Consider the following 20236-nt stretch of genomic DNA (forward strand, 5'->3'; position numbering starts at 1 on the left):
CGCGGCGCCGCGGGTCAATACAGCTAGCGACAGGTAGCGCCGCGTCAGGGCTTGGGTGCGGGGCGTGGAGGTGGCCACCACGCGGGAGCGGGTGGGGTGGTCCAGGCGGAGGGCCAGGGCCGTCAGGGCCAGGGCGGTGGCCGTCATCGCCGCGCCCGCCCAGGCAGTGGCCGCGAAGCCGAAGTCGGCGTCGATGACCGTGCCGCCGAGCCACGGGCCACCCGTGTTGCCGAGGTTGAACGCCGCCGTCGTCGTGGCCCCCGCCAGGGTCGGCGCGGCACCGGCGACGTTGAACAGCCGCGCGTTCAGCGCCGGGGCGGTGAAGAAGGCCGAGACGCCGATCAGGAACGACAGGCCGACCGCCGCCACCGCGAAGGACGCCAGCAGCGCCAGGGCGACGAGGAACACCGTCGAGCCGGCGATGCCCCACAGCAGCACCCCGAACAGGTGCGCGTCCGCGACCCGCCCGCCGATCGTCGTACCGACCAGCGCCCCCACCCCGAACAGGCCCAGGATCCACGGCACCCAGCCGGCGTCCAGCCCGGCCACGTCCGTGAGCAGCGGGGACAGGTAGCTGAACGCACAGAAGACGCCGCCCGCGGCGAGCGCGGTGACGGCCACCGACAGCCACACCTGGCGGTCCCGGTAGATCCGCAGCTCACTGCGCAGCCGCGGCTTCTCGGCGGGCAGCGGGATGCGCGGGATCAGCGCCAGGATCCCGGCTAGGGCCACGGCCGAGGCCGCGCCGACGGCCCAGAACGCCGAGCGCCAGCCGAGCTGCTCGCCGAGGAAGGCCCCGGCGGGCACGCCGAGGACGTTGGCGATCGACAGCCCGCCGATCATGACGGACATCGCGCGGGCACGCTGGTCCTTGTCGACCATGGCGATGGCGACGGCCGCGCCGACCGCCCAGAAGCCGGCGCAGGCGAGCGCGGAGACCACGCGGGAGGCGAAGAGCAGCTCGTACGAGGGGGCCAGCGCGCCCGCGACCTGCCCCAGGCCGAAGAGGGAGATCAGGCTGACGAGGGTCGTACGGCGCGGCAGCCGCAGGGTGGCGACGGCCAGCAGCGGCGCCCCGACGACCATGCCGATCGCGAAGGCCGATATCAGCAGGCCCGCCTGCGGGATGGTGACGCCCATGTCGTCGGCGATCGGCGGTAGCAGCCCGGACAGCATGAACTCGCTGGTCCCGAGCGCGAAGACGGACAGGCCGAGGACGTAGACGGCGACGGGCATGCGGGAGCGTTCGGAGGCTGCGGGCATGTCGGGTACAAACCAGCAGGAACGGTGGCGCATTCCCGCCCCCCTGGCGTCCGTCAGGTTCCGTCGGTCAAGGTGGCCAGCTCGACGGCCAGGTTGCGGCGGGCCGGGGCCTCCCAGTGCGTGCTGCCGTAGGGGGTGCGGAAGAGCCGGGGCAGGCCGAGCAGCTGGCGCAGTACGGCGGCGCGGCCGGCCCGGAAGGCGTCGTCGGGGACGAAGCCGTACTCGGCGCGGACGGCGGCGACGTAGGCGGCGTACGCGTCCGGGTCGCCGGCGAGGACGGCGAGGTCGGCGTCGCAGAGCACCTCGCCGTTGGTGTCGCCGGGCGCGGGGTCGTGGCTGACGGTGAGGCGGACCAGTCGGGCCACCTCGGCGGTGCGGGCGGCGTCGATGCCCAGCTCGGGCAGGGCGCGCTCGGCGAGGGCGGCGCTGCGCTCCTCGTTCTCGGACCGGTCGGGACGGTAGACGGCGTCGTGGAACCAGGCCGCGAGCTCGACTGCGGCGGGGTCCTGCGCGTGCGGCGCGAGTACGTCGACGCGTGCGAGTACGTCGGCCAGGTGCGCGGTGGTGTGGTACCGGCGCTGCGGCTCCGCCCAGGCGGCGAGGAGGCGGTCGGCGTACGGCGTGGCGTCGGTCCCGGGGGCGGCGCCGGCGGCGGCGGTGGTGGCGTGCCAGCGGTCGCGGAGGTCTGAGGTCATGGGCACATTGTGGGGTGGCGCAGATGGTGCTGGTGGTGGGTGGGGGCGGGCCCGTACTCTGAGATTGGACTAGACCTATTTTTCCGAGGATGGGATCGATCGAATGAGCAACCGTGCGCTCCTGGAGGTGATCGCCCTCGACGTGGAGGACGCGGTCGCGGCCCAGGCCGGTGGGGCGGACCGACTCGAACTGGTCACCGACATGGCCGCCGACGGGCTCACCCCGCCGCGCGAGACCTTCGCGGCGATCCGGGCGGCGGTCGACATTCCGCTGCGCGTGATGCTCCGCCGGACGGACGGGTTCGCCGCCGGCCGGATCGACCTCCTCGTCGAGCAGGCGCGGGAGCTGCGGGCGGAGGGCGCGCAGGAGTTCGTCCTCGGTTTCCTGGACCGGGACGGGGAGCCCGACCGGGCCGCCCTCGAGGCGGTGGTGGCGGCGCTGGACGGCTGCCGCTGGACCTTCCACCGGGCGATCGACCGGGCGGCCGACCGGGACCGGGCCCGCAGGGCCCTCGCGGAGCTGCCCGGGCTCGACACGTTCCTGACGGCCGGGTCGGCGGCCGGGGTGGACGCGGGGCTGCCGGTGCTGGTGGCGGAGGCGGCGCGGCAGGGCGAACCGGGGTACGGGCCGCGGATCCTGGTCGGCGGCGGCCTGGCGCTGCACCACCTGCCGGCGCTGCGGGCGGCGGGCCTCGACGCCTTCCACATCGGCGGCGCGGCCCGCCCGTCGGGCTGGAACGGCCCGGTGTCGGCGGCGGCGGTGGCCACCTGGCGGGCGGCCCTGGCGTAGCCCGCGCCGCGGGACGGGCGCTCGGGCACCGCGCCGGGGAGAACCCCGCCGTCCGGCCGGAGCGCGGGCGCAGCGCCGATCCGCCCGGCGGCGGCGCCGGGGTTGACCTTGCCACTGGCGGCAGGGTTGCACGATGACCGGCATGAACAGCACCGCACCGCAGAGCCGCAGGATCGTCGTCGTCACCGGAGCCGGCACGGGCATCGGCCGGGCGACCGCCCGTGCCTTCGCCGCCGAGGGCGCCCAGGTGGTCGCGGTCGGACGGCGGAGCGAACCGCTCGGGGAGACGGCGGCAGGGCACGGCCGGATCGTGCCGCTGTCCGTCGACATCACCGCCGAAGGGGCGCCCGAGCGGATCGTCCGGGACGTCCTGGCGGCACATGGCCGACTGGACGTCCTGGTCAACAATGCCGGCATCGTGCGCAGCGGCACCCTCGGCACGCTCGGTCCGGAGCTGATCGCGGATCAGGTCGCCACGAACCTCGTCGCTCCCATTCTGCTGGCCCGCGCCGCGCTGCCGCTGCTCGAGAGCTCGTGCGGAGTGATCGTCAACGTCAGTACGTCGGTGGGGCAGCGGGGCTGGCCCGGAAGCTCGGTCTACGCGGCGACCAAGAGCGCCCTGGAATCGCTGACCCGCAGTTGGGCGGTCGAGCTGGCACCCCGCGGGGTCCGGGTGGTGGCGGTCGCCCCCGGCGCGATCGACACCCCCATCGGAGAACACCAGGGCCTGACGTCCGAGCGGATGGCCGCGGTGCGGGAGTGGCAGCTGGCGCTCACGCCGCTGGGCCGGATCGGCCGCCCCGAGGAAGTGGCCTGGGCGGTCACTCGGCTCGCCGCCCCCGCCGCGTCGTTCGTCACCGGAGTCGTACTCCCCGTCGACGGCGGAGCGGTCGTGGCGTGATAGGAGTGGCCCGGAGGTGGCACGGGTGCGGATAGGTGAACTGGCCGGGGCGACGGGGGCGACCGCTCGTGCGCTGCGGCACTACGAGCAGGCCGGGCTGATCTCCGCCGAACGGGCCGCCAACGGCTACCGCTGTTACGACGAGCGGACGGTGGTGCGGGTCCGCAACATCCGCTACCTGCTGTCCGCCGGGCTCACCCTCGATGACGTGCGCGTGTTCCTGCCGTGCCTGGACGGCGATGTCGCTTCCGCACCGCCCTCGGCCAAGGGTCTGCGGGTCGCGCGGGATCGCCTGGCCGTGCTCGAAGAACGCATCGCCGCCCAGACCCGGGCCCGTGACCGGCTGCGGACCGCGCTCCGGCAGCAGACCGGCGGTTGAACCCGCCGGGCGGTCCGATCGGCGACGCCCGGCGGGGTCGGGCCAGGGCCGCCGGGAGGGGGGCGCCGGGCGGGCGGGGTCGGGCCAGGGCCGCCGGGAGGGGGCGCCGGGCGGGCGGGGTCAGGTCAGGGCCGCCGGGAGGGGGGCCGCGTGCAGGACGTGGAGGCCCGAGACCGCTCGGGTGAGGCAGACGTAGAGGCGGCGCAGGCCGGTGCGTTCGTCCGGTTCGCCCGAGACGACCGCCGCCGGCTCGTCCAGCACCACGTAGTCGTACTCCAGGCCCTTCGCCAGCGAGGCCGGCACCAGCGTCAGCCGGGCCCGCTCCGTCGTCTCCTCGCCCGGCGCCAGGTGCGGCAGCCCCGCCGCCTCCAGGGCCAGCGCCAGTTCCGGGATCCGGGCGTCCGCTGCGATCAGGCCGATCGAGCCCTCGTACCGCAGGGACTCCGCGCACGCCGCGACCACCGCGGCCGTCAGCTCCGGCCCCGCCACCGCCGAGACGACCAGCGAGCCCGGCGTCTCACGTACCGACGACACCGGCGCCAGCCCGGGCGAGATCGCCGGCAGCAGCCGGGACGCGTACGCGATCACCTCGCGCGGCACGCGGAACCCGGCCGTCAGCTCCTCCAGCACCGCCTCCGGCTTGCCCAGGTGCGTCAGCGCCTCGTCCCAACTGCGGGTGGCCCACGGGGTGGTGCCCTGCGCCAGGTCGCCGAGGACGGTCGCCGAACCCGTCGTGCAGCGCCGCCCCACCGCCCGGTACTGCATCGGGGAGAGGTCCTGGGCCTCGTCGAGGACGACGTGGCCCAGCGAGTGCGTGCGCTCCACCAGGTCCTGCGCCTCGTCGATCAGGACCAGGTCCGCGGCCGACCACTTCGCCGACTTCACGCTGCGGAACGGCTTCTGCCACTGCAGCAGCTTCTGCTCGTCGTCGGTCAGGACCCCGTTCGCGTGGGCGGCGAGGAACTCCGCGTCCGACAGCAGCCGCAGCACCAGCTTGGCCGGCTCCACCGGTGGCCAGATCTCCCGTACCGCCGCCTTGACCGCGGGGTTGCGGGCCACCGCGTCCTGCACCCGGTCGTCGGGGGCCTCGCCCGCCTGCTCCATGCGGACGAGGACGGTGTGCGCGATCCGCTGCGGGAGCGCGTCGCGGGCGGCGCCGTAGCGGATGTCCCGGTCGAGGAGCTCGGAGACGATCTCCTCCAGCTCGTACGCGGGTACCCGCCAGCGGCGCGACCCGCGTACCACCGTCAGTGGCTCGACCGGCGCGCTGACGTGCGAGCGGACGGCGCGGCGCAGCACCTCGGCCATCCGCGCGTCGCCCTTGACCACGGCGGTTTCGGCGGTGTCCGTGCCGCGTACGGCCAGGCCTTCGCGGGTGACGAGGTCCTCGACGGTGGCCTGCTTGACCTCCAGCTCGCCCAGGGCCGGCAGGACCTGCTCGATGTAGTGCAGGAAGGAACGGTTCGGCCCGATGACGAGGGTGCCGGTGCGGGCGAGGCGCTCGCGGTGCGCGTACAGCAGGTACGCGACCCGGTGCAGGCCGACGGCCGTCTTCCCGGTGCCGGGGCCGCCCTGGACGCAGACGGAGCCGGAGAGGCCGGAGCGGACGATCTCGTCCTGCTCGGGCTGGATCGTCGCGACGATGTCGCGCATGGGGCCGACGCGCGGGCGTTCGATCTCCTGCTGGAGCAGCTTGCTGACGGCGGCGCTCTCGGCCGGATCGCTGAGGTGCTCGTCCTCGTACGCGGTGAGCTCGCCGCCGGTGTAGCCGAAGCGGCGGCGCAGGGCGACGTCCTGCGGGTCGGCCTTGGAGGCGCGGTAGAAGGGCTGGGAGACGGGGGCGCGCCAGTCGATGACCATGGGGTCGCCGTCGGCGTCGTGGACGTGGCGGCGGCCGATGTAGAACTGCTCGCCGTCGGCGCCCTCGGCGAGGTCGGCGCCCGGTGCGTGCAGGTAGTCGAGGCGGCCGAAGAAGAGGGGGGTGTGGGCGAGGTCGGCGAGGGCCTTGATGCGGTCGTCGATCTGGGCCTGGAGGACGACCGCGTTGACCCAGTTCGCGGTGACGTCGCGGATGTCGAGGGACTCGACGTCCTCGCGCATGGCGCGGAGCGCGGCGCGGGAGGCGGTGAGGTGGGCCTGTTCGCGGGCGAGGGGGCGGGCCCCGTCGGGGCCTTCGGCCCGGGGCCCGGGCGGCGTCGCGGCCGCGGTCGCGGCCGGGGTCGCAGCCGGGGCTTCGGTTCGGGCGGGGCCGGCGGGTTCGGGGGCGTGCGCGGGCACGGACTGCCTCCAACGGCTGGTCTGCGGACTGCGGGAGTTCGCTCCGGGGGAGCGGTGCGGTACGGACACGTGCCCGCCGGTACCGGCCGACGGGCGCTCTCCCGGTGGGGCGGAGGGAGGCGGCAAGAGCGGCGAGTGTAGCCACCGGGCGGCCGGTGCGCGAATGGATTAAGGCCCTGCGGGAAACGGTGCTCCGCGGCCCGGGAGCGTCACCGCTGCCGGGGGCCTGGTGGCGGCCGGTGGCCGGTACTCCGTGTGGGTGTCGTACGGGGGAGTGTCAGACCTCAGGTAGGACCCTAGGGGCCGGCATGGGCCGGGAGGAGGAGGTGGGGAGCCCGGGGATTCCGTCCCCGGGGTGATGTGACATCGCCGGAGAAAACGCACCATGGATACATGAGCACCGCAACCTTCACCCCGATCCGGGGCGGCCGCCCGCGCGGCGCCACCGCCCTCTCCGACCACCCTGCCCGCCACCGTGTCGGCAGCTTCCTGCACGCCGCCAAGGTCTTCGCCGCGGCCGCCGTGAGCGTCGTCGTCCTGGGCGAGTACTCCGAGGAGACGGGCCTCATACGCCGCTGAGCCGGGCGGGGCCCTGGCGCACACCGGGCCCGGCCCGGCCGCGCTCCGGCGTGCCCCGGCGGACCGCGGCGTTCGGCGCGCGCGGTGAACTGGCCTGATCCCGGCGGCGTCGGGTCACTGATCCACTAGGGTCACGCGCGTGACCCCGAGCCCCGAGCCCGCCCGCTCGCCGTCGCCCCTTTACCGGCTGCTGATCACCGGCTCGCTGCTCGCGCTGGGGGTGCTCTGCATCGCCCCGCGCATCCCGATGGCCGACGCACTCGTCCACGGCCTCTCCGCCGCCGAGTGGCGGCCGCCCACCGCCTATCCGCCGTTCGCCGCGATCCTGTTCACGCCTGCCGCCTGGCTGCCGGCCGGGGTGCTCAAGGCCGTGCTCGTCCTGGGGAGCGCGGGCCTGCTCGCCCTGCTGATCCTGTCGTCCTGCCGCCTCGCGGGACTGCGGGCCCGGCCCGGGCACGTACTGGCCGCGACCGTCGCCGGGCTGTGGGTCGAGCCGCTGTTCCAGAGCCCGCTGCCCGGTCAGGTCAACCTGGCGCTGGCCTGCGCAGCCGTCTGGGACCTGGGCCGGTCGCAGGCGGCGCTCGGCAAGGGCTTCGCGCTGGGCACCGCCGCCGGGATCAGCCTGACCCCGGCGGTCCTCATCCCGTACCTGCTGCTGACCGGCCGGTTCCGGACCGGCCTGACGGCGCTGGCCGCCTTCGCCGGCACCGGCCTGCTGGGTCTGCTCGTCCTCCCGCAGGCCTCCGCCGACTTCTGGACCCGCCACCTCGCCGCCGGTGGCCGGGCCCTGCTGCCGGAGCTGCCGCACCTGTGGGTCTGGTGCGTACCGCTGCTGGCGTTCCTGACGCGCGCGGCCGGCCGCCGGCGGGCGCCGGCCGCGCGGGTGCCCTCGCCGAGGTCACCCGTCGCGGAGGGGGACGCCCGCACGGGCGGCTCGCGGGGCGGGGTCAGTCGCTCGCCAGGAGCTCGTCGGCGTCCATGATCCGGTAGGCGTAGCCCTGTTCCGCCAGGAAGCGCTGGCGGTGCGCGGCGAAGTCCTGGTCGATCGTGTCGCGCGCGACGACCGAGTAGAACCGCGCCTCGTGCCCGTCCGCCTTCGGGCGCAGCACCCGGCCGAGGCGCTGGGCCTCCTCCTGGCGGGAGCCGAAGGTGCCGGACACCTGGATCGCGACGGTTGCCTCGGGCAGGTCGATGGAGAAGTTCGCGACCTTCGAGACGACCAGCACGCTGATCTCGCCCTCGCGGAAGGCGTTGAAGAGCTTCTCGCGCTGCGCGTTGGAGGTCTCGCCCTTGATGACGGGCGCGTCGAGGTGCTCGCCCAGCTCGTCCAGCTGGTCGATGTACTGCCCGATGACCAGGGTCTGCTCGCCCTGGTGCTTGCGCACGAGCGCCTCGGTGACCTTCCGCTTCGTCGCGGTCGTCGCGCAGTAGCGGTACTTCTCCTCCGTCTCGGCGGTCGCGTACGCGAGCCGCTCCGAGTCGGTGAGGTTCACCCGCACCTCGACGCAGTCCGCCGGCGCGATGTAGCCCTGCGCCTCGATCTCCTTCCACGGCGCGTCGAACCGCTTGGGCCCGATCAGCGAGAACACGTCGGACTCGCGGCCGTCCTCCCGTACCAGGGTCGCGGTCAGGCCGAGCCGGCGCCGGGCCTGGAGGTCGGCGGTGAACTTGAAGACCGGCGCGGGCAGCAGGTGCACCTCGTCGTAGAGGATCAGGCCCCAGTCCCGGGAGTCGAACAGCTCCAGGTGCGGGTAGACGCCCTTCCGCTTGGTCGTCAGCACCTGGTAGGTGGCGATGGTGACGGGCCGGATCTCCTTGCGGGTGCCGGAGTACTCGCCGATCTCCTCCTCCGTCAGCGAGGTCCGCTTGACCAGCTCGTGCTTCCACTGCCGGGCCGAGACGGTGTTCGTGACGAGGATCAGCGTGGTCGCCTTGGCCATCGCCATGGCGCCCGCGCCGACCAGCGTCTTGCCGGCGCCGCAGGGCAGCACGACGACACCGGAGCCGCCGTGCCAGAACCCCTCGACGGCCTGCTGCTGGTACGGCCGCAGCGCCCAGCCGTCCTCGACCAGGTCGATGGCGTGCGCCTCGCCGTCCACGTACCCGGCGAGGTCCTCGGCCGGCCAGCCCAGCTTGAGCAGGGTCTGCTTGATCTGCCCGCGCTCGGAGGGGTGCACCGCCACGGTGTCCGGGTCCAGCCGGGCCCCGACCAGGGGGGTGATCCGCTTGGACCGCAGGATCTCCTCCAGCACGGGCCGGTCGGTGCTGGTCAGCACGAGCCCGTGGACGGGGTGCTTGGACAGGGTCAGCCGCCCGTAGCGGGCCATGGTCTCGGCGACGTCGACCAGCAGGGCGTGCGGCACGGGGTAGCGCGAGAACTCCACGAGCGCGTCCACGACCTGCTCGGCGTCGTGCCCGGCGGCGCGGGCGTTCCACAGTCCGAGCGGGGTGATCCGGTAGGTGTGGATGTGCTCGGGGGCACGCTCCAGCTCGGCGAACGGTGCGATGGCGCGGCGCGCGGCTCCGGCCAGCTCGTGGTCGACCTCGAGGAGGAGGGTTTTGTCGCTCTGGACGATGAGAGGCCCGTTCACACGCGTCCCTTTCCTGCGTGGGGTGGACCGCCCGGACGCGGACGGCCAAACCTCCAGTCTGCCGCATCGCCCCGCGGCCCGGGCGGTTCGCGGGTGGCCGGGACGGTCGCTCTACCCGCCGAGGTGGGGGAGGGGGCCGGTCGGGTACGGGGGCTCGGCGGGGAGCAGGGCACGCGCGGCGTCGGTCCGGCCGGACCGGACCAGGCCGTGGATCTCCTGCGCGAGCGGGGTGACGTCGCGGATGGAGACGGTCCAGGCGTCGGCGTAGGCGCGGGACGCCGGGCCGGACAGGCCGAGCTGGAGGGAGCGGTACGGCAGCGGGTTCAGGTGCAGGTCGCGCTCCGGGTCCCACTGCACGCGGACCGGCGAGCGGGTCAGCGCCTGCCGCCACGCCGCGCGGTCGGGGTGGGTGCCGGGCTCGAAGTGGGACAGGCAGGCCCCCGCGAGGGCCCGGTCGAAGCCCTCGCGGGTGATCTCGACGGCCAGCACGGTCTCCTGGTCGGCCTTGGTGGCCCAGCCGCAGCGGTACATCATCCACAGGAACGAGGGCTTGACCCAGGTCATGCGCTCGCGCTTCCAGGCGGCCGGGAACCGCCCGTCCCGGGCCGCCGGCAGCCCGAGGGCGGGCGCGTACGCCTGGTAGACGGTGACGGTGGAGTCGGTGTGGGCAGCGCGGACCGCGCGCCCGGGCTGTACGGACATGGCCCCACAATGCGGGCCGCCGGCCCACGGGGCGAGCGCTTTTCCGCCAGCCCGGCCGACCGGGCTTGCGCACTTCAGCAGCCGTTCCGACGGGTGGACGTGGGACGCCCCGTCCACCGGTGCGACGGCGGCCGGCCCCGGCCATACGGGGCCGTACTACGTCGAAGGGCCCGGCCGGTCGCAGTGGATCGGCGCGGCCGCCACGGCGCGGGAGGCGGTGTCGATCGTCGTCGGGTGGCCGGCGGACAGGGCCCAGGCCCAATACCAGTGACCTAAGTCACCGCGCAGGCGGCCTTTTCCCCTGACCGCCTGGCGGCAGCCCTCATAGACGGGTTGCGCGAGATAGCCCGCCACCCGCTGCCCCTACGCCGACGTCGCTCGAACGCCCGCGTCGGCAAACGCAAGATGTCCGACTTCGGCGCCGAACGCGCCACACGCCGGCTCTGGCCGCAGCCCACACTCGACCCAGTCGAAGCCATAGCCATCGCCCCGCACCACACAACGGCCCGATCAACCCACCAGTGAAAGTCGCACGAGTCTCTGATTCCTAAGTCACTGGCATTGAAGCTAGGGGCGAGAACCCGGCTCCACGCCGGCGCGGCGGCGCGAGACGGCCGACGGGCCGTGCTCCGGCGCACTCCCGGCTGGTCGTGCCGTCCCCACTCAACAACCACGCAGGTCAAAGCCCCCGGAGAAGAGCCGCACCCGTCTGCGAGTGCTGTGTGCCCGGGTCGCCGAGGGGTGCTCACAGCCCCGGCGAGCCGCACCGCCGGGCAGCGGGACGCCGGGCGGCAACCCGGGCCACCCTCAGCAGGGGTGGCCCGGCGGCCAGGCCGGTCCGTACCCTGTGCAGCCCGGCTTTCCCGGGCAGCCGCGATAGCCGGGTGTCCGGGCACTGGGAGGGCCCGGCCTACGCGGGGCGACGCAGACGCGCCTCTTTGGGCCGGGGCCTTGGCTCGGGCACTGCATGGCGTCTTCTGGGCGGCTCTCCTGCTGCCATCCCGGAAGCGTGGTGCTGTGCTGGGCGCCAGGCCTGGGGGTCTGAGGGTGCGCGAAGGCATCATGCCCTGAGGCACGTGCATGGGCCCGGGATACTGGGCGAACAGCGCGGGAACTCCGTAGGCCCACCAGACGATGGGCAATATCCTTCTCCAGGAGATCTCAAGAGAAGGGAAACTACGGAACCCCGAAGCGCTTTCGTTCATCATTCGAACGGAAGCAGTTTATCCCCCCGACGGGGCAGTCCACCCCCCATGGGGCCAGCACACCAGCCGGAGAGCAACCGCACATGTCGTACTCACCCGACGGGCAGTATCAGCCGCCGTACCGGCCGGAAGGACAGTATCCGCAGCAGCCGCAGCCGCCCTACGGTGGACAGCAGCAGGGCCAGCCCCAGCAGGGCCAGCCGCAGTACGGACGGCAGCCCCAGGGCCAGCAGCAGGGCCGCCCGCAGGACCAGACGCAGCCGTACGGCCAGCCGGCCTACGGCCAGCAGCAGGCCCCTCAGCAGTCGTACGGCCAGCAGGCCGGCCGCCCGCCGTACGGGCAGCAGGCCCAGCAGGCCCGCCCGCAGTACGACCAGCCGCGCTACGACCAGCAGGCGTACGACGACCAGGCCACCCTGCCCCACCAGCCCGTGTACCAGCGGCGCTCCCACGAGCAGCCCGCTCAGGGGCAGCCCGCGTACGACCGGGCCGAGCCGCAGTACGAGCACGAGTACGACCAGGAGCCCCCGCGGCGGAAGTCCAAGACCAAGCGCTGGGTGATCGTGGGTGCCACCCTGGCGGCACTCCTGGGCATCACTTCGCTCGTGATGTACCACTTCGAAATACCTCCTTTCACCGACAAGGGCTCGGCGGTGAGCTTCGGCACGCCTCAGCCTGGCGGGGGCGCTGCCAAGCAGGCGGTGAACTCGAAGATGCTGATGCCCACGGGCCCGGCAGCCGAATTCAAGAACGCGAAGACCCTGGACGACGGCACGCATGTCGCCGTCACCACCGTCACCGGCAAGAAGTCCGGCTTCACCGGCAAGGTCTGGGTCTGGGCGCCCAAGGAGTACAACGACCCGAAGTTCGCCAAGAGCGGCTTCCCCGTCATGATCGCCCTGCCCGGCGGCCCTGGCTATCCCGCCAACTACTGGATGGACCCCGGAATGGGCCTCCAGCCGAGCATCAGCAAGTGGTACAGCGAGGGCAAGAGCAAGCCCTTCATCCTGGCCATGCCCGTGCTGAACCCGGGGCCGGACGACAAGGGCATCTACTGGGACGCGTCCGACATCCCGGGCCAGCCCAAGATGGACACCTGGCTGACCGAGGACGTCCCAGACCTGATGAAGGAGAACTTCCGCACGATCAAATCGCGTGACGGCTGGGCCTTCATGGGCTCCTCCACCGGCGGCTTCGCCAGCCTGAAGGCCGTGCTGAAGTACCCGGACAAGTTCAAGGCCGCGATCGCCTCCGGCCCGGACATCGTCCCGGACTCCCCGCTGTGGAAGGGCCACGACAAGGAGAAGAACGAGAACAACCCCAACCTGCTTTCCAAGGCGCTCATCGACAAGAAGGGCGCGCTGGACGTCTACATCGCCTTCCAGGTCGGTGACAACGAGAACAACAAGGACACCCTGCCGAACGTGCAGAAATACATCGCCACGTACGGCAACAAGGGGCCGATCCACACCACACTCAGAATCATCCCGGGCGGCCAGCACAACGCCAAGACCTACGTGCCGAACATGGGCCTGGGCCCGATCGAGTTCATCAGCCAGGTCATGGAAGGCCCGGTCGAATAACCGGACATCCACCTTGATCTTTAAGCTCGCCGGTCACCCGGCTTGCTGATCCTGGTTTGTGACTGAAACAGAAGGGCGGCCGTTTCTTCACGCTTCGAGCATCGAGCAACGTCGCGTGAGGGACGGCCGCTGGCGGAGAGTCTCGCTCCTGAACAGTCCGCTGACACCGGGCTGGGCATCCTGTCCCGCGTTCGCTTCCAGTTCTACGGCTGCCCTTACTCCCGGACGGATGCGCTGTTCAAGGCCGCCGAGCTGACACTGACGGCCGAGCGCCGACACAGGCACGGGCGATGTACGACGCGGTCACGGCTGGCTGGAGCCGCGCGCCGTCTGCGTAGTCTGCCCGCCCCCTCGCCGAAGCGCTCGGCCGCCCCTCACCGAAGCCCTCCGCCGCCCCGGAGAGCGGCCCAGCGAGCCCCGTCGGCTCACCCCGGCCCAGGTCCGCCCGGGGTTGCGGCACTCCGCCCGGAAACCACCCGCCCCGCGGCCGTTCCCCAATCCCGCCAGGCCAGGCCCTCGATGTCCGGCAGCCTCGCGAATCCGCAGGCCGACCGCACCCTGCGAGCTCGGGAGGACCGTGAAACGAGCCGCAACCCTCACCGAACACATCCGCTTGAAGGAACATGATCGTTCTACCGGTCTGGCAGGGTCCCGGAGCCCGAATCGGGCGATGTTGATCACCAAGCGAAACAAGCCCTAGCATCACCCCCGCGACGTCGGAGGTGCCGGCGTCAGGAAAGAGATGACAATGCGCATCCGTAACGTCCTCAGCGCCGCCGCCGTGGCCGGTACCGTTCTGACCGCGGGCCTGGCGACCGCCGGCACGGCCTCGGCCAGCGGCCTGGGCGACTGCCAGGGCTGGAGCCCCGCCGCCGTCTGCCTGTACTACAACTCCAGCTACAACAGCTACGGGGCCGTCTACCACCAGCAGTCGAACATATCGGACTACTCGGGCGTCACGTTCGCAGAGGGCGCCTGGGGCAACGTCGGCGCCGGCACCGTGGTCAAGAACCACGCCGCAGCGGTCGACAGTTACTACGGCGGCACCTTCACCGTCTACTACAACAGCGGCTACAACTGCAGCTACGCCTGCCAGAACATCCCGGCCTACGGCACCGCGAACCTCAACTCGACGATGAAGAACAACAACGCGTCCGGCCAGTTCCGCTGAGTCGGGCTGATTCTCGTCTGAGAAGTGACAGCTGAGAAGTGACAGCGGTCTCCGACCTGTGCACTGGCCGGAGACCGCTGCAGCCAAACCCACGGCAGCCGTCCACGCCCGCCGTCTCGCCGTACAGAGAGAGATCACGCCCGTGTTCAGCCGCTCGCGTCGCTCTACAGCCTTCCTGCTCGCCCTGCCGCTGCTCCTGGCCGGCTGCACGAGCGCCGTCGCGGGCCCGCAACGCGGCACCGACACACCGAGCCGCGTGGTGGTTCCGCCCCCGGCGTCCGCCACGCCCATGCTCGACTCGGCAAACGACCAACCGCTCCCCCTGGACACCTATCTGTTCAATCCGGAGCAGATGTCCACGGTCGCGAAGGCCCAGGCGAAGCTCAGCACGAGCTGCATGGCACGCTTCGGATTCAGCTACGCGCCCCCGGCAGCACCCCAGCCGACTCGCGGCAGCGATGCCCCGACCACGCGCGGGGACGGCCGTTACGGGCCGCAGAATGCCGCCTTGATGGCGAAGTGGGGTTACCACTCGGAGGGCGGCGACGTCGGCGCGGGCTGGTCGCCTCCCAGGCTGGAGATGAGCCAGGAAATGACGACGGCGCTGCTGGGTTCGTCCGACATGAAGCAGAAGTACGGTCCCGGCGGACAGGTCATCAACGGCCAGAGGGTGCCAGACCACGGCTGCATTGGGGAGAGCGTCAAGGAGCTGACCGGCGCGGTGGACGGCAAGGTGGGTGATGCGGAGTTGGCCGAGGACCTCAAGTTCCGTACGCTGCGGGACTCTCAGCAGGACTCCCGGACCCAGGCGGTGTTCGCCCAGTGGTCGAAGTGCATGAAGGAGAGCGGCTTCGGCTACCCGGACCCGGTGGCCGCGATGGGCGACAAGGAGTGGTCGGGCGCCCCCACGCCCACGCCGCACGAGATCCAGGTGGCGACGGCCGACGCGGCCTGTCGGCACAGGACGAACCTGGTCGGCGTCTGGTACACCGTCGACTTCGCCTACCAGCAGCAGGCGATCGCCGAGAACGCCACCGCCATGGCGCAGATCAAAACCGCCCTGCAGGCCCAGGTGAAGGCCGCCACCACGGCGCTGAACGGCTGAGCCTCGCCCCAGCTCACGGGCTGAGGACGGCCCCCGCAGCCGGGATCCCCGGTGGCGGCGAACCGGAGCCAGGCCGCGTGCATTCGCTGGCCAGCGCCTGCGGTGGGCCCGGCCAGCCAGGCGGACCCGGGCACGAAGTTCGCACGTGCGCAGCTTGCGGTCCGCGCCCCATCGGGTCGATCAGGGCTTGGTTTCCGTCGCGCAGGTCGACCGCGCACCACTGGGGCGCCTTGGTGATGGTCCTGGCGGCCCAGGTGCGGTCCGGCACGTCGATGGCCTTGGCCTTGGCCTAGACCTGGTCCTCCGCCAGTTCCGCCACGCCCGTGATGCGGTGGAGGGCGAAGGTGCGGACCTCGTCCGCCGTGTGGTCGTAGCCGGTGACGAAGCCGCCCTCCACCCGGACCGGGGCGATGACCCGCTGGCTCGCCGCGCCCTCCGCGTTCACGTAGCCGATCCAGACCGCCGAGCCGGTCAGCGCGGCCGCCTGGACCGTCGCCAGGGTCTCCGCCGCGCTCGTGCGCGGGAGGTCGCCGGGGGCGCCGCCCGCGGGGGTGGTGGCGGGGTCCTTGCGGACCGCCGTCGCCGCCAGGTCGCCCGCGCGGATCGCCCGTACGGCCGCCCCCAGCAGGGTCGCGTCCGGTACCGGCGGGCCGTCCGGCACCGGGGCGGGCGCCGTGCGCGCCGGGGCGCGGTGCCCGTCGGCCCGGGCCACCAGGACGTCGCCCGTACGGGACTCCGCGGCCGGGGCGTAGCCCATCGCGCGCAGCCCGGCCAGCAGGGCCTTCGGTTCGGCCTGCGCGGCCAGCACCGTCGGGGCGAGCCGCCGCAGCCCCAGCCCGGCGGAGCGCTTGTCGGCCAGGATCTCGTTCAGCATGCCGTCGTCGTCGCAGCGCAGGTACGACGAGGCGGCGCCGACCCGCAGGTGCCCGTGCCGCCGGGCCACGTCGTCGATGAGGTACGACAGCGGCTGCGGGACCGGGGTACGGCTGTGCTCGGCGAGGAAGGCGTGCAGGTCGACGGCGGTGTGCCCGGCGTCCAGGGCCCGGCGCACCGAGCCCGGCGTGAAGCGGTACACCGTCGCGCCGCCCTTGGACTCCACCTCCGCGAGCACCGCCAGGGTGTCGCCGAGCGGCCGTCGCAGCGGGCCGGGGGCCACGGCCGTCAGGTCGGCCTGCAGCAGGACGTGGTCCACCGGCTCCGGCAGCTGGGGAGCGAGCTCCGGCGCCGGGTCGCGGCCCTCCAGCAGGGCGCGGCCGAACGCGCTGAGCGCGCCACGGCCGGTGACGCCGAGGACCTCCGCGTCGGTCAGCGTCCACTGCGCGAGGCGGGCGCGCAGGTCGCTCTTGCCGCGCGGCGGCCGCTCCCACGCCAGCCGGGCGAGCAGCGCGTCCGGGTCGGGGGAGCCGCCCTCGGGCAGTTCGGCGAGGAGGCCGAGGACCCGGTGGCGCACCTCGGGCGCGGCGGAGCGGTCGAGCTCGGGGCCGAGCGCCGACAACGTACGCCCCCTGCTGTCCTGTTCGCCGACGAGCCCGGCCGTGCGGGTGGCCGGCAGCCATGCCCGGGCCAGCGCCGACCAGCGCTCGGCGGGCGGCAGTTCGAGCCAGCCGTCGAAGGCGGGGGTGGGCGCGTACCGCTCGTCCGCCTCGGCGTCACCGGCCACCAGCCCGGCGCCGTAGGCGAGTTCGGCCCAGAACGCCGCCGCCTGCTCGGTGGTGTCCAGGGTCGCCGCCGTCCGCTTGAGGTCCCGTACGGACAGGCCGCCGGCCCGCAGCACGGGGGGACCGGTGTGCTCCCAGGACTTGACGAGCTCCTCGACGGTGGACAGCGCCGCCAGCGCCTGGCCCGCCGCGTTCGCGTCCACAAGCTGTGGACGGTGCTCGCGGTGCAGCCGCACGGCCGGTGCGACGGGCTCCGTCACCCGGTGCGCGAGCCCGCCGCGCAGGTGCAGGGCCACCTCGCGGGGCAGTACGACGGTGCGCGCCGACGCGGGCAGCAGCAGGCCCCGGTCGCGCAGCCAGCGCACCGGCGGCGTCGGGTCGGGGGTCACCTCCCCGTACGGCGGCCCCCACACGAGCCGCCCCAGCACCTGGTGGGCCTCCGCCGGGGCCTCGTCCAGCAGCGCCGACATCCGCTCCGGGTCGGTGAACAGGGCGGTCAGCGCGGACACGGCGGAGACCGGGTCGTGGGTGGCGGGCAGCCCGGCGGTCGCCACGATCTCCTGGATCCGGGTCGGTGACATCCCGGAGGTGGCTTCGGCGACGGTCGGCCCCAGCCCGGTGGGCGAGGGGCGGGCCGGGGACGGGGCGAGCAGCTCCCGGGCGGTGCGGACCAGCCGGATGCGGTCGTCGTCGCCCCACACCAGGGCCTGGTCGCGCAGGGTGCCCAGGGCCCGGGGGAGGGCGGCACGGGCGCCGTTGTCCTCACAAGTGCTGCCGGTGTCGCCGGCCAGCAGCGACTCCAGCGCCGGGTACGGGCAGGGGTCGGGGGCGACAGCGAGGGCCTCGGCCGTCTGGAGGGCGAACCGGTCGAGGCGGTCCAGGGCGCGGACCACGGAGGCGCGGGTCCCGGCCCGGGTGGCCAGCTGCGTGACGTCGCCGGGAACCGGGGTCAGCAGGTCCGGGCGGGCGTGCAGCAGCGCGGCCAGGGCCACGTCGTCGCGGGCGCGCAGCGCCTCGGCGAGGGAGCGCGGGGCGGTCGCCGCGGTGGTGCGGGGTTCCGCGGTGCGGGCCCGGGCGCTGCCTGGCTCCGCGGTGCTTGGGTCGGGCACGGTCGCCTCCTGGTCGCGTCGGCCGGTCCGTCGGCCGGTCCCCATCCGGTCAACGGTATCCGCTGCGGTCTCCGTTGCGCCGCCAGCGGCTCCACGGCGTACGCGCTACCTTCGGGTCAGACGGGACGGGAGGAGGCGGGGCGTGGGGATCGAGAGCGACCAGCTGGTCTACGAATACCTGAGCAGGGTCGGGGACTTGGCGCAGCGGCGGCAGCTGTCGTCGGGGGACCGGATGCGGCTGGTGGCGGGGCTGCGGGACGAGATCGACCGGCGGCGCGCCAAGTACGAGCCGGAGACGCCGGCGGCGGTGCGGCGGATCCTGGAACGGATCGGCACGCCGGAGGAGGTGCTCTCCGCGCTGCCGGGCCCGGCGGGGGAGGCGGCGGGGGCCGCCTGGGCGGCCGGGGCGGCCGGGGCGGCGGCGACCGTGGTGCCGGCGGTGCCGGAGCAGCGCGGCGGGGGCCGCGGGGGCCTGCGGGGGCTGCGCAAGCAGGTGCCGGAGCCGAGGCCGGCGGAGAACGTGCCGCCGCACCTGGCGGGGCTGGACGAGCTCGGCGACGGTGACGGCGCCGAGCCGGACTGGTGGCGGCTGGGGCCCGGCGGGTACGGGGCGGGGCCGCAGGTGGAGGGCTTCGCCGGGGGGATCGAGTTCCCGGACCGGTTCTCGGAGGACGAGGAGGAGCCTGCGGAGGCGGCCCCCGTCGCCGGGACGCCGACGGCTCCGGCGTCCCGGGTGCGGGTGGTCGTACGGGCCCTGCGGGAGCGGCGCGCGGCGGCGGCGGTTCCGGCGCCGGTTCCGGCGTCGGCCGGGGACGTGGTGGTGGCGCCGGTCCGGCCGAAGCCGAACGCGTTCCTGCTGCTGGCGGCGGTGGTGCTGGTCGTGGGGGCGGTGACGGGGTACTGGCTGGTCCTGGCGGCCGGCTTCCTGCTCGCGTACGCGTCCCGGGTGCTCGGGCCGACGGAGCGCAAGGCGGTGGTGTTCGGGGTGCCGGGCGCCGTGTTCGCGGGGGCGGTGGTGTGGCTGTGGGGCCGGCACACCGGGCGGTGGGGGGAGGCGCTGGGGGACCAGGAGCTGGGGGCGGTGTTCCGGGACATGTGGCCGTGGCTCGCGCGGGGGGCGGGGGGGCTGGCCGCCGTTTACCTGGCGTGGCGGGCCCGGCGGGCCTGACGCGGTTCGGCTGCGCCGGGCTTTGCGGGATACCGCCCCGCGCCTCAATCGCCGGCGGGGCTTGATTTGGCGGCCCTGAGGCGGTTGGGCGGCGGTGCCGTTGCGCGGAGCGGCCCCGGCTGCGCCGGGCTTTGCGGGGCTCCGCCCCGCGCCCCGCGCCTCAATCGCCGGCGGGGCTGGATTTGCCCCCGGCGGGGCTAGTTTTTCGGGGGTGGAATTCGGACTTAACGGCTGGTAAGCGGGGGTGGGGTTTCCGGTTAGTTCGACACGGCGTCATGGATCGCTTGAGGCGGCCTATAGCGGTGAGGGGGTTCCGGCATGACAAGGGGGGATATTTCATCCCCCGGCCAGCCGGGGCCAAGGCTGCGTACTCCCCGGTCCGACCCGTCTCGGCACAATGGCTCCCATGAGTTCCGAGACGCCCCCCACCGCACCCCCCGTCCCGCCGTTGACGGTCGGTTTCGACCTCGACATGACTCTCATCGACTCCCGCCCCGGCATCAGAGCCAACTACCTGGCGCTCTCCGCCGAGACCGGCACCTTCATCGACGCCGACGAGGCCGTCACCCGGCTCGGGCCGCCGCTGGAGGAGGAGATCGCCCGGTGGTTCCCCGAGGAGGAGATCCCGGCGATGGCCGACCGGTACCGGGAGATCTACGCGACCCACGCCATCCACACCACCCCCGCGATGCCCGGCGCCCGCGAGGCGATCAAGGCCGTGCAGGGGCTCGGCGGGCGGGCGATCGTCGTGACCGCGAAGAACGAGCCCAACGCCCGCATGCACCTGGAGCACCTCGGCATCGAGCCCGACGCCGTCATCGGCTGGCTGTGGGCCGAGGCGAAGGCGGAGGCCCTGCGCGAGTACGGGGCGCAGGTCTACGTCGGCGACCACGTCGGCGACGTACGCGGCGCGCGCGCCGCCGGTGCGGTGTCGGTGTCCGTGCCGACCGGCCCCTGTCCCGAGCCGGAGCTGCGGGCGGCCGGCGCCGACGTCGTACTGGCGGACCTGACCGCCTTGCCGGAGTGGCTCGCGGAGTACGTCCGTACCCGCGAGGTCTGA

At 73.6% G+C, this 20236-nt stretch carries 16 protein-coding genes and 1 pseudogene; 10 read left to right on the plus strand and 7 right to left on the minus strand.

Annotation, left to right across the window (positions count from 1 at the left end; genetic code table 11):
* Positions 1 to 57: 57 nt before the first annotated feature.
* A pseudogene (locus tag ACZ4M3_RS28240) lies at positions 58 to 1236 on the minus strand (Cmx/CmrA family chloramphenicol efflux MFS transporter); the annotation flags it as partial.
* Positions 1237 to 1316: 80 nt separating this feature from the next.
* Entirely contained in the window at positions 1317 to 1958 is a 642-nt protein-coding gene (locus tag ACZ4M3_RS28245; protein WP_467737267.1) for an HD domain-containing protein, read from the minus strand.
* A 103-nt stretch (positions 1959 to 2061) separates the two neighbouring features.
* On the opposite strand from ACZ4M3_RS28245, the gene ACZ4M3_RS28250 reads away from it, so the two are divergent.
* The 3 genes from ACZ4M3_RS28250 to ACZ4M3_RS28260 all read left to right on the plus strand — a co-directional run bounded on the left by ACZ4M3_RS28250 (position 2062) and on the right by ACZ4M3_RS28260 (position 4028).
* Positions 2062 to 2748, plus strand: a complete 687-nt coding sequence (locus tag ACZ4M3_RS28250) for a copper homeostasis protein CutC (protein ID WP_467737269.1) — start codon at positions 2062 to 2064, stop codon at positions 2746 to 2748.
* 133 nt (positions 2749 to 2881) lie between these two features.
* On the plus strand, positions 2882 to 3649 hold the full coding sequence (locus ACZ4M3_RS28255) for an SDR family NAD(P)-dependent oxidoreductase (RefSeq protein ID WP_467737271.1): 768 nt from the start codon (positions 2882 to 2884) through the stop codon (positions 3647 to 3649).
* A 25-nt stretch (positions 3650 to 3674) separates the two neighbouring features.
* On the plus strand, positions 3675 to 4028 hold the full coding sequence (locus tag ACZ4M3_RS28260; RefSeq protein WP_467737273.1) for a MerR family transcriptional regulator: 354 nt from the start codon (positions 3675 to 3677) through the stop codon (positions 4026 to 4028).
* 120 nt (positions 4029 to 4148) lie between these two features.
* On the opposite strand, the gene ACZ4M3_RS28265 is transcribed toward ACZ4M3_RS28260, so the two are convergent.
* Complete coding sequence (locus ACZ4M3_RS28265; RefSeq protein ID WP_467737562.1) at positions 4149 to 6128, minus strand: HelD family protein; 1980 nt, start codon at positions 6126 to 6128, stop codon at positions 4149 to 4151.
* Between the two features lie 570 nt (positions 6129 to 6698).
* Here ACZ4M3_RS28265 and ACZ4M3_RS28270 point away from each other — a divergent pair.
* Both ACZ4M3_RS28270 and ACZ4M3_RS28275 read left to right on the plus strand, forming a co-directional pair.
* Positions 6699 to 6884: a hypothetical protein gene (locus ACZ4M3_RS28270; protein WP_467737275.1), complete on the plus strand. Its 186-nt coding sequence runs from the start codon at positions 6699 to 6701 to the stop codon at positions 6882 to 6884.
* Between the two features lie 139 nt (positions 6885 to 7023).
* A complete protein-coding gene (locus tag ACZ4M3_RS28275; RefSeq protein WP_467737277.1) occupies positions 7024 to 7866 on the plus strand; it encodes a glycosyltransferase family 87 protein in 843 nt (280 codons plus the stop codon).
* On the opposite strand, the gene ACZ4M3_RS28280 is transcribed toward ACZ4M3_RS28275, so the two are convergent.
* The 3 genes from ACZ4M3_RS28280 to ACZ4M3_RS28290 all read right to left on the minus strand — a co-directional run bounded on the left by ACZ4M3_RS28280 (position 7832) and on the right by ACZ4M3_RS28290 (position 11834).
* A complete protein-coding gene (locus tag ACZ4M3_RS28280) occupies positions 7832 to 9475 on the minus strand; it encodes a DNA repair helicase XPB (protein ID WP_467737279.1) in 1644 nt (547 codons plus the stop codon). The two genes, ACZ4M3_RS28275 and ACZ4M3_RS28280, sit on opposite strands and share 35 nt — an antisense overlap.
* A 111-nt stretch (positions 9476 to 9586) precedes the next feature.
* Complete coding sequence (locus tag ACZ4M3_RS28285; RefSeq protein WP_467737281.1) at positions 9587 to 10177, minus strand: DUF4291 domain-containing protein; 591 nt, start codon at positions 10175 to 10177, stop codon at positions 9587 to 9589.
* A gap of 1297 nt (positions 10178 to 11474) precedes the next feature.
* Entirely contained in the window at positions 11475 to 11834 is a 360-nt protein-coding gene (locus ACZ4M3_RS28290) for a hypothetical protein (protein ID WP_467737283.1), read from the minus strand.
* On the opposite strand from ACZ4M3_RS28290, the gene ACZ4M3_RS28295 reads away from it, so the two are divergent.
* The 3 genes from ACZ4M3_RS28295 to ACZ4M3_RS28305 all read left to right on the plus strand — a co-directional run bounded on the left by ACZ4M3_RS28295 (position 11814) and on the right by ACZ4M3_RS28305 (position 15241).
* Positions 11814 to 12965 carry an alpha/beta hydrolase gene (locus ACZ4M3_RS28295; RefSeq protein ID WP_467737285.1) on the plus strand — a complete coding sequence of 384 codons (1152 nt, stop codon included), beginning with the start codon at positions 11814 to 11816 and terminating at the stop codon, positions 12963 to 12965. The genes ACZ4M3_RS28290 and ACZ4M3_RS28295 overlap by 21 nt on opposite strands.
* A gap of 748 nt (positions 12966 to 13713) precedes the next feature.
* Positions 13714 to 14136, plus strand: a complete 423-nt coding sequence (locus ACZ4M3_RS28300; protein ID WP_467737287.1) for a hypothetical protein — start codon at positions 13714 to 13716, stop codon at positions 14134 to 14136.
* Between the two features lie 142 nt (positions 14137 to 14278).
* Positions 14279 to 15241 carry a hypothetical protein gene (locus ACZ4M3_RS28305; RefSeq protein ID WP_467737289.1) on the plus strand — a complete coding sequence of 321 codons (963 nt, stop codon included), beginning with the start codon at positions 14279 to 14281 and terminating at the stop codon, positions 15239 to 15241.
* Positions 15242 to 15530: 289 nt separating this feature from the next.
* On the opposite strand, the gene ACZ4M3_RS28310 is transcribed toward ACZ4M3_RS28305, so the two are convergent.
* Positions 15531 to 18008: a helicase-associated domain-containing protein gene (locus ACZ4M3_RS28310; RefSeq protein WP_467737291.1), complete on the minus strand. Its 2478-nt coding sequence runs from the start codon at positions 18006 to 18008 to the stop codon at positions 15531 to 15533.
* 142 nt (positions 18009 to 18150) lie between these two features.
* On the opposite strand from ACZ4M3_RS28310, the gene ACZ4M3_RS28315 reads away from it, so the two are divergent.
* Positions 18151 to 19176, plus strand: coding sequence for a hypothetical protein (locus ACZ4M3_RS28315; protein WP_467737293.1), 1026 nt, complete (start codon positions 18151 to 18153; stop codon positions 19174 to 19176).
* 397 nt (positions 19177 to 19573) lie between these two features.
* The gene (locus tag ACZ4M3_RS28320) at positions 19574 to 20236 is read left to right on the plus strand and encodes an HAD family hydrolase (protein WP_467737295.1); all 663 of its coding nucleotides are present in this window, start codon (positions 19574 to 19576) and stop codon (positions 20234 to 20236) included.

Source organism: Streptomyces sp. NPDC026522, from assembly GCF_055567555.1.

Coding starts and splice junctions, on each gene's coding strand:
- ACZ4M3_RS28270 (WP_467737275.1), top strand. CDS start 6,699: ATGAGCACCGCAACCTTCACCCCGATCCGGGGCGGCCGCCCGCGCGGC.
- ACZ4M3_RS28300 (WP_467737287.1), top strand. CDS start 13,714: ATGCGCATCCGTAACGTCCTCAGCGCCGCCGCCGTGGCCGGTACCGTT.
- ACZ4M3_RS28245 (WP_467737267.1), bottom strand. CDS start 1,958: ATGACCTCAGACCTCCGCGACCGCTGGCACGCCACCACCGCCGCCGCC.
- ACZ4M3_RS28265 (WP_467737562.1), bottom strand. CDS start 6,128: ATGCGCGAGGACGTCGAGTCCCTCGACATCCGCGACGTCACCGCGAAC.
- ACZ4M3_RS28255 (WP_467737271.1), top strand. CDS start 2,882: ATGACCGGCATGAACAGCACCGCACCGCAGAGCCGCAGGATCGTCGTC.
- ACZ4M3_RS28285 (WP_467737281.1), bottom strand. CDS start 10,177: ATGTCCGTACAGCCCGGGCGCGCGGTCCGCGCTGCCCACACCGACTCC.
- ACZ4M3_RS28250 (WP_467737269.1), top strand. CDS start 2,062: ATGAGCAACCGTGCGCTCCTGGAGGTGATCGCCCTCGACGTGGAGGAC.
- ACZ4M3_RS28320 (WP_467737295.1), top strand. CDS start 19,574: ATGGCTCCCATGAGTTCCGAGACGCCCCCCACCGCACCCCCCGTCCCG.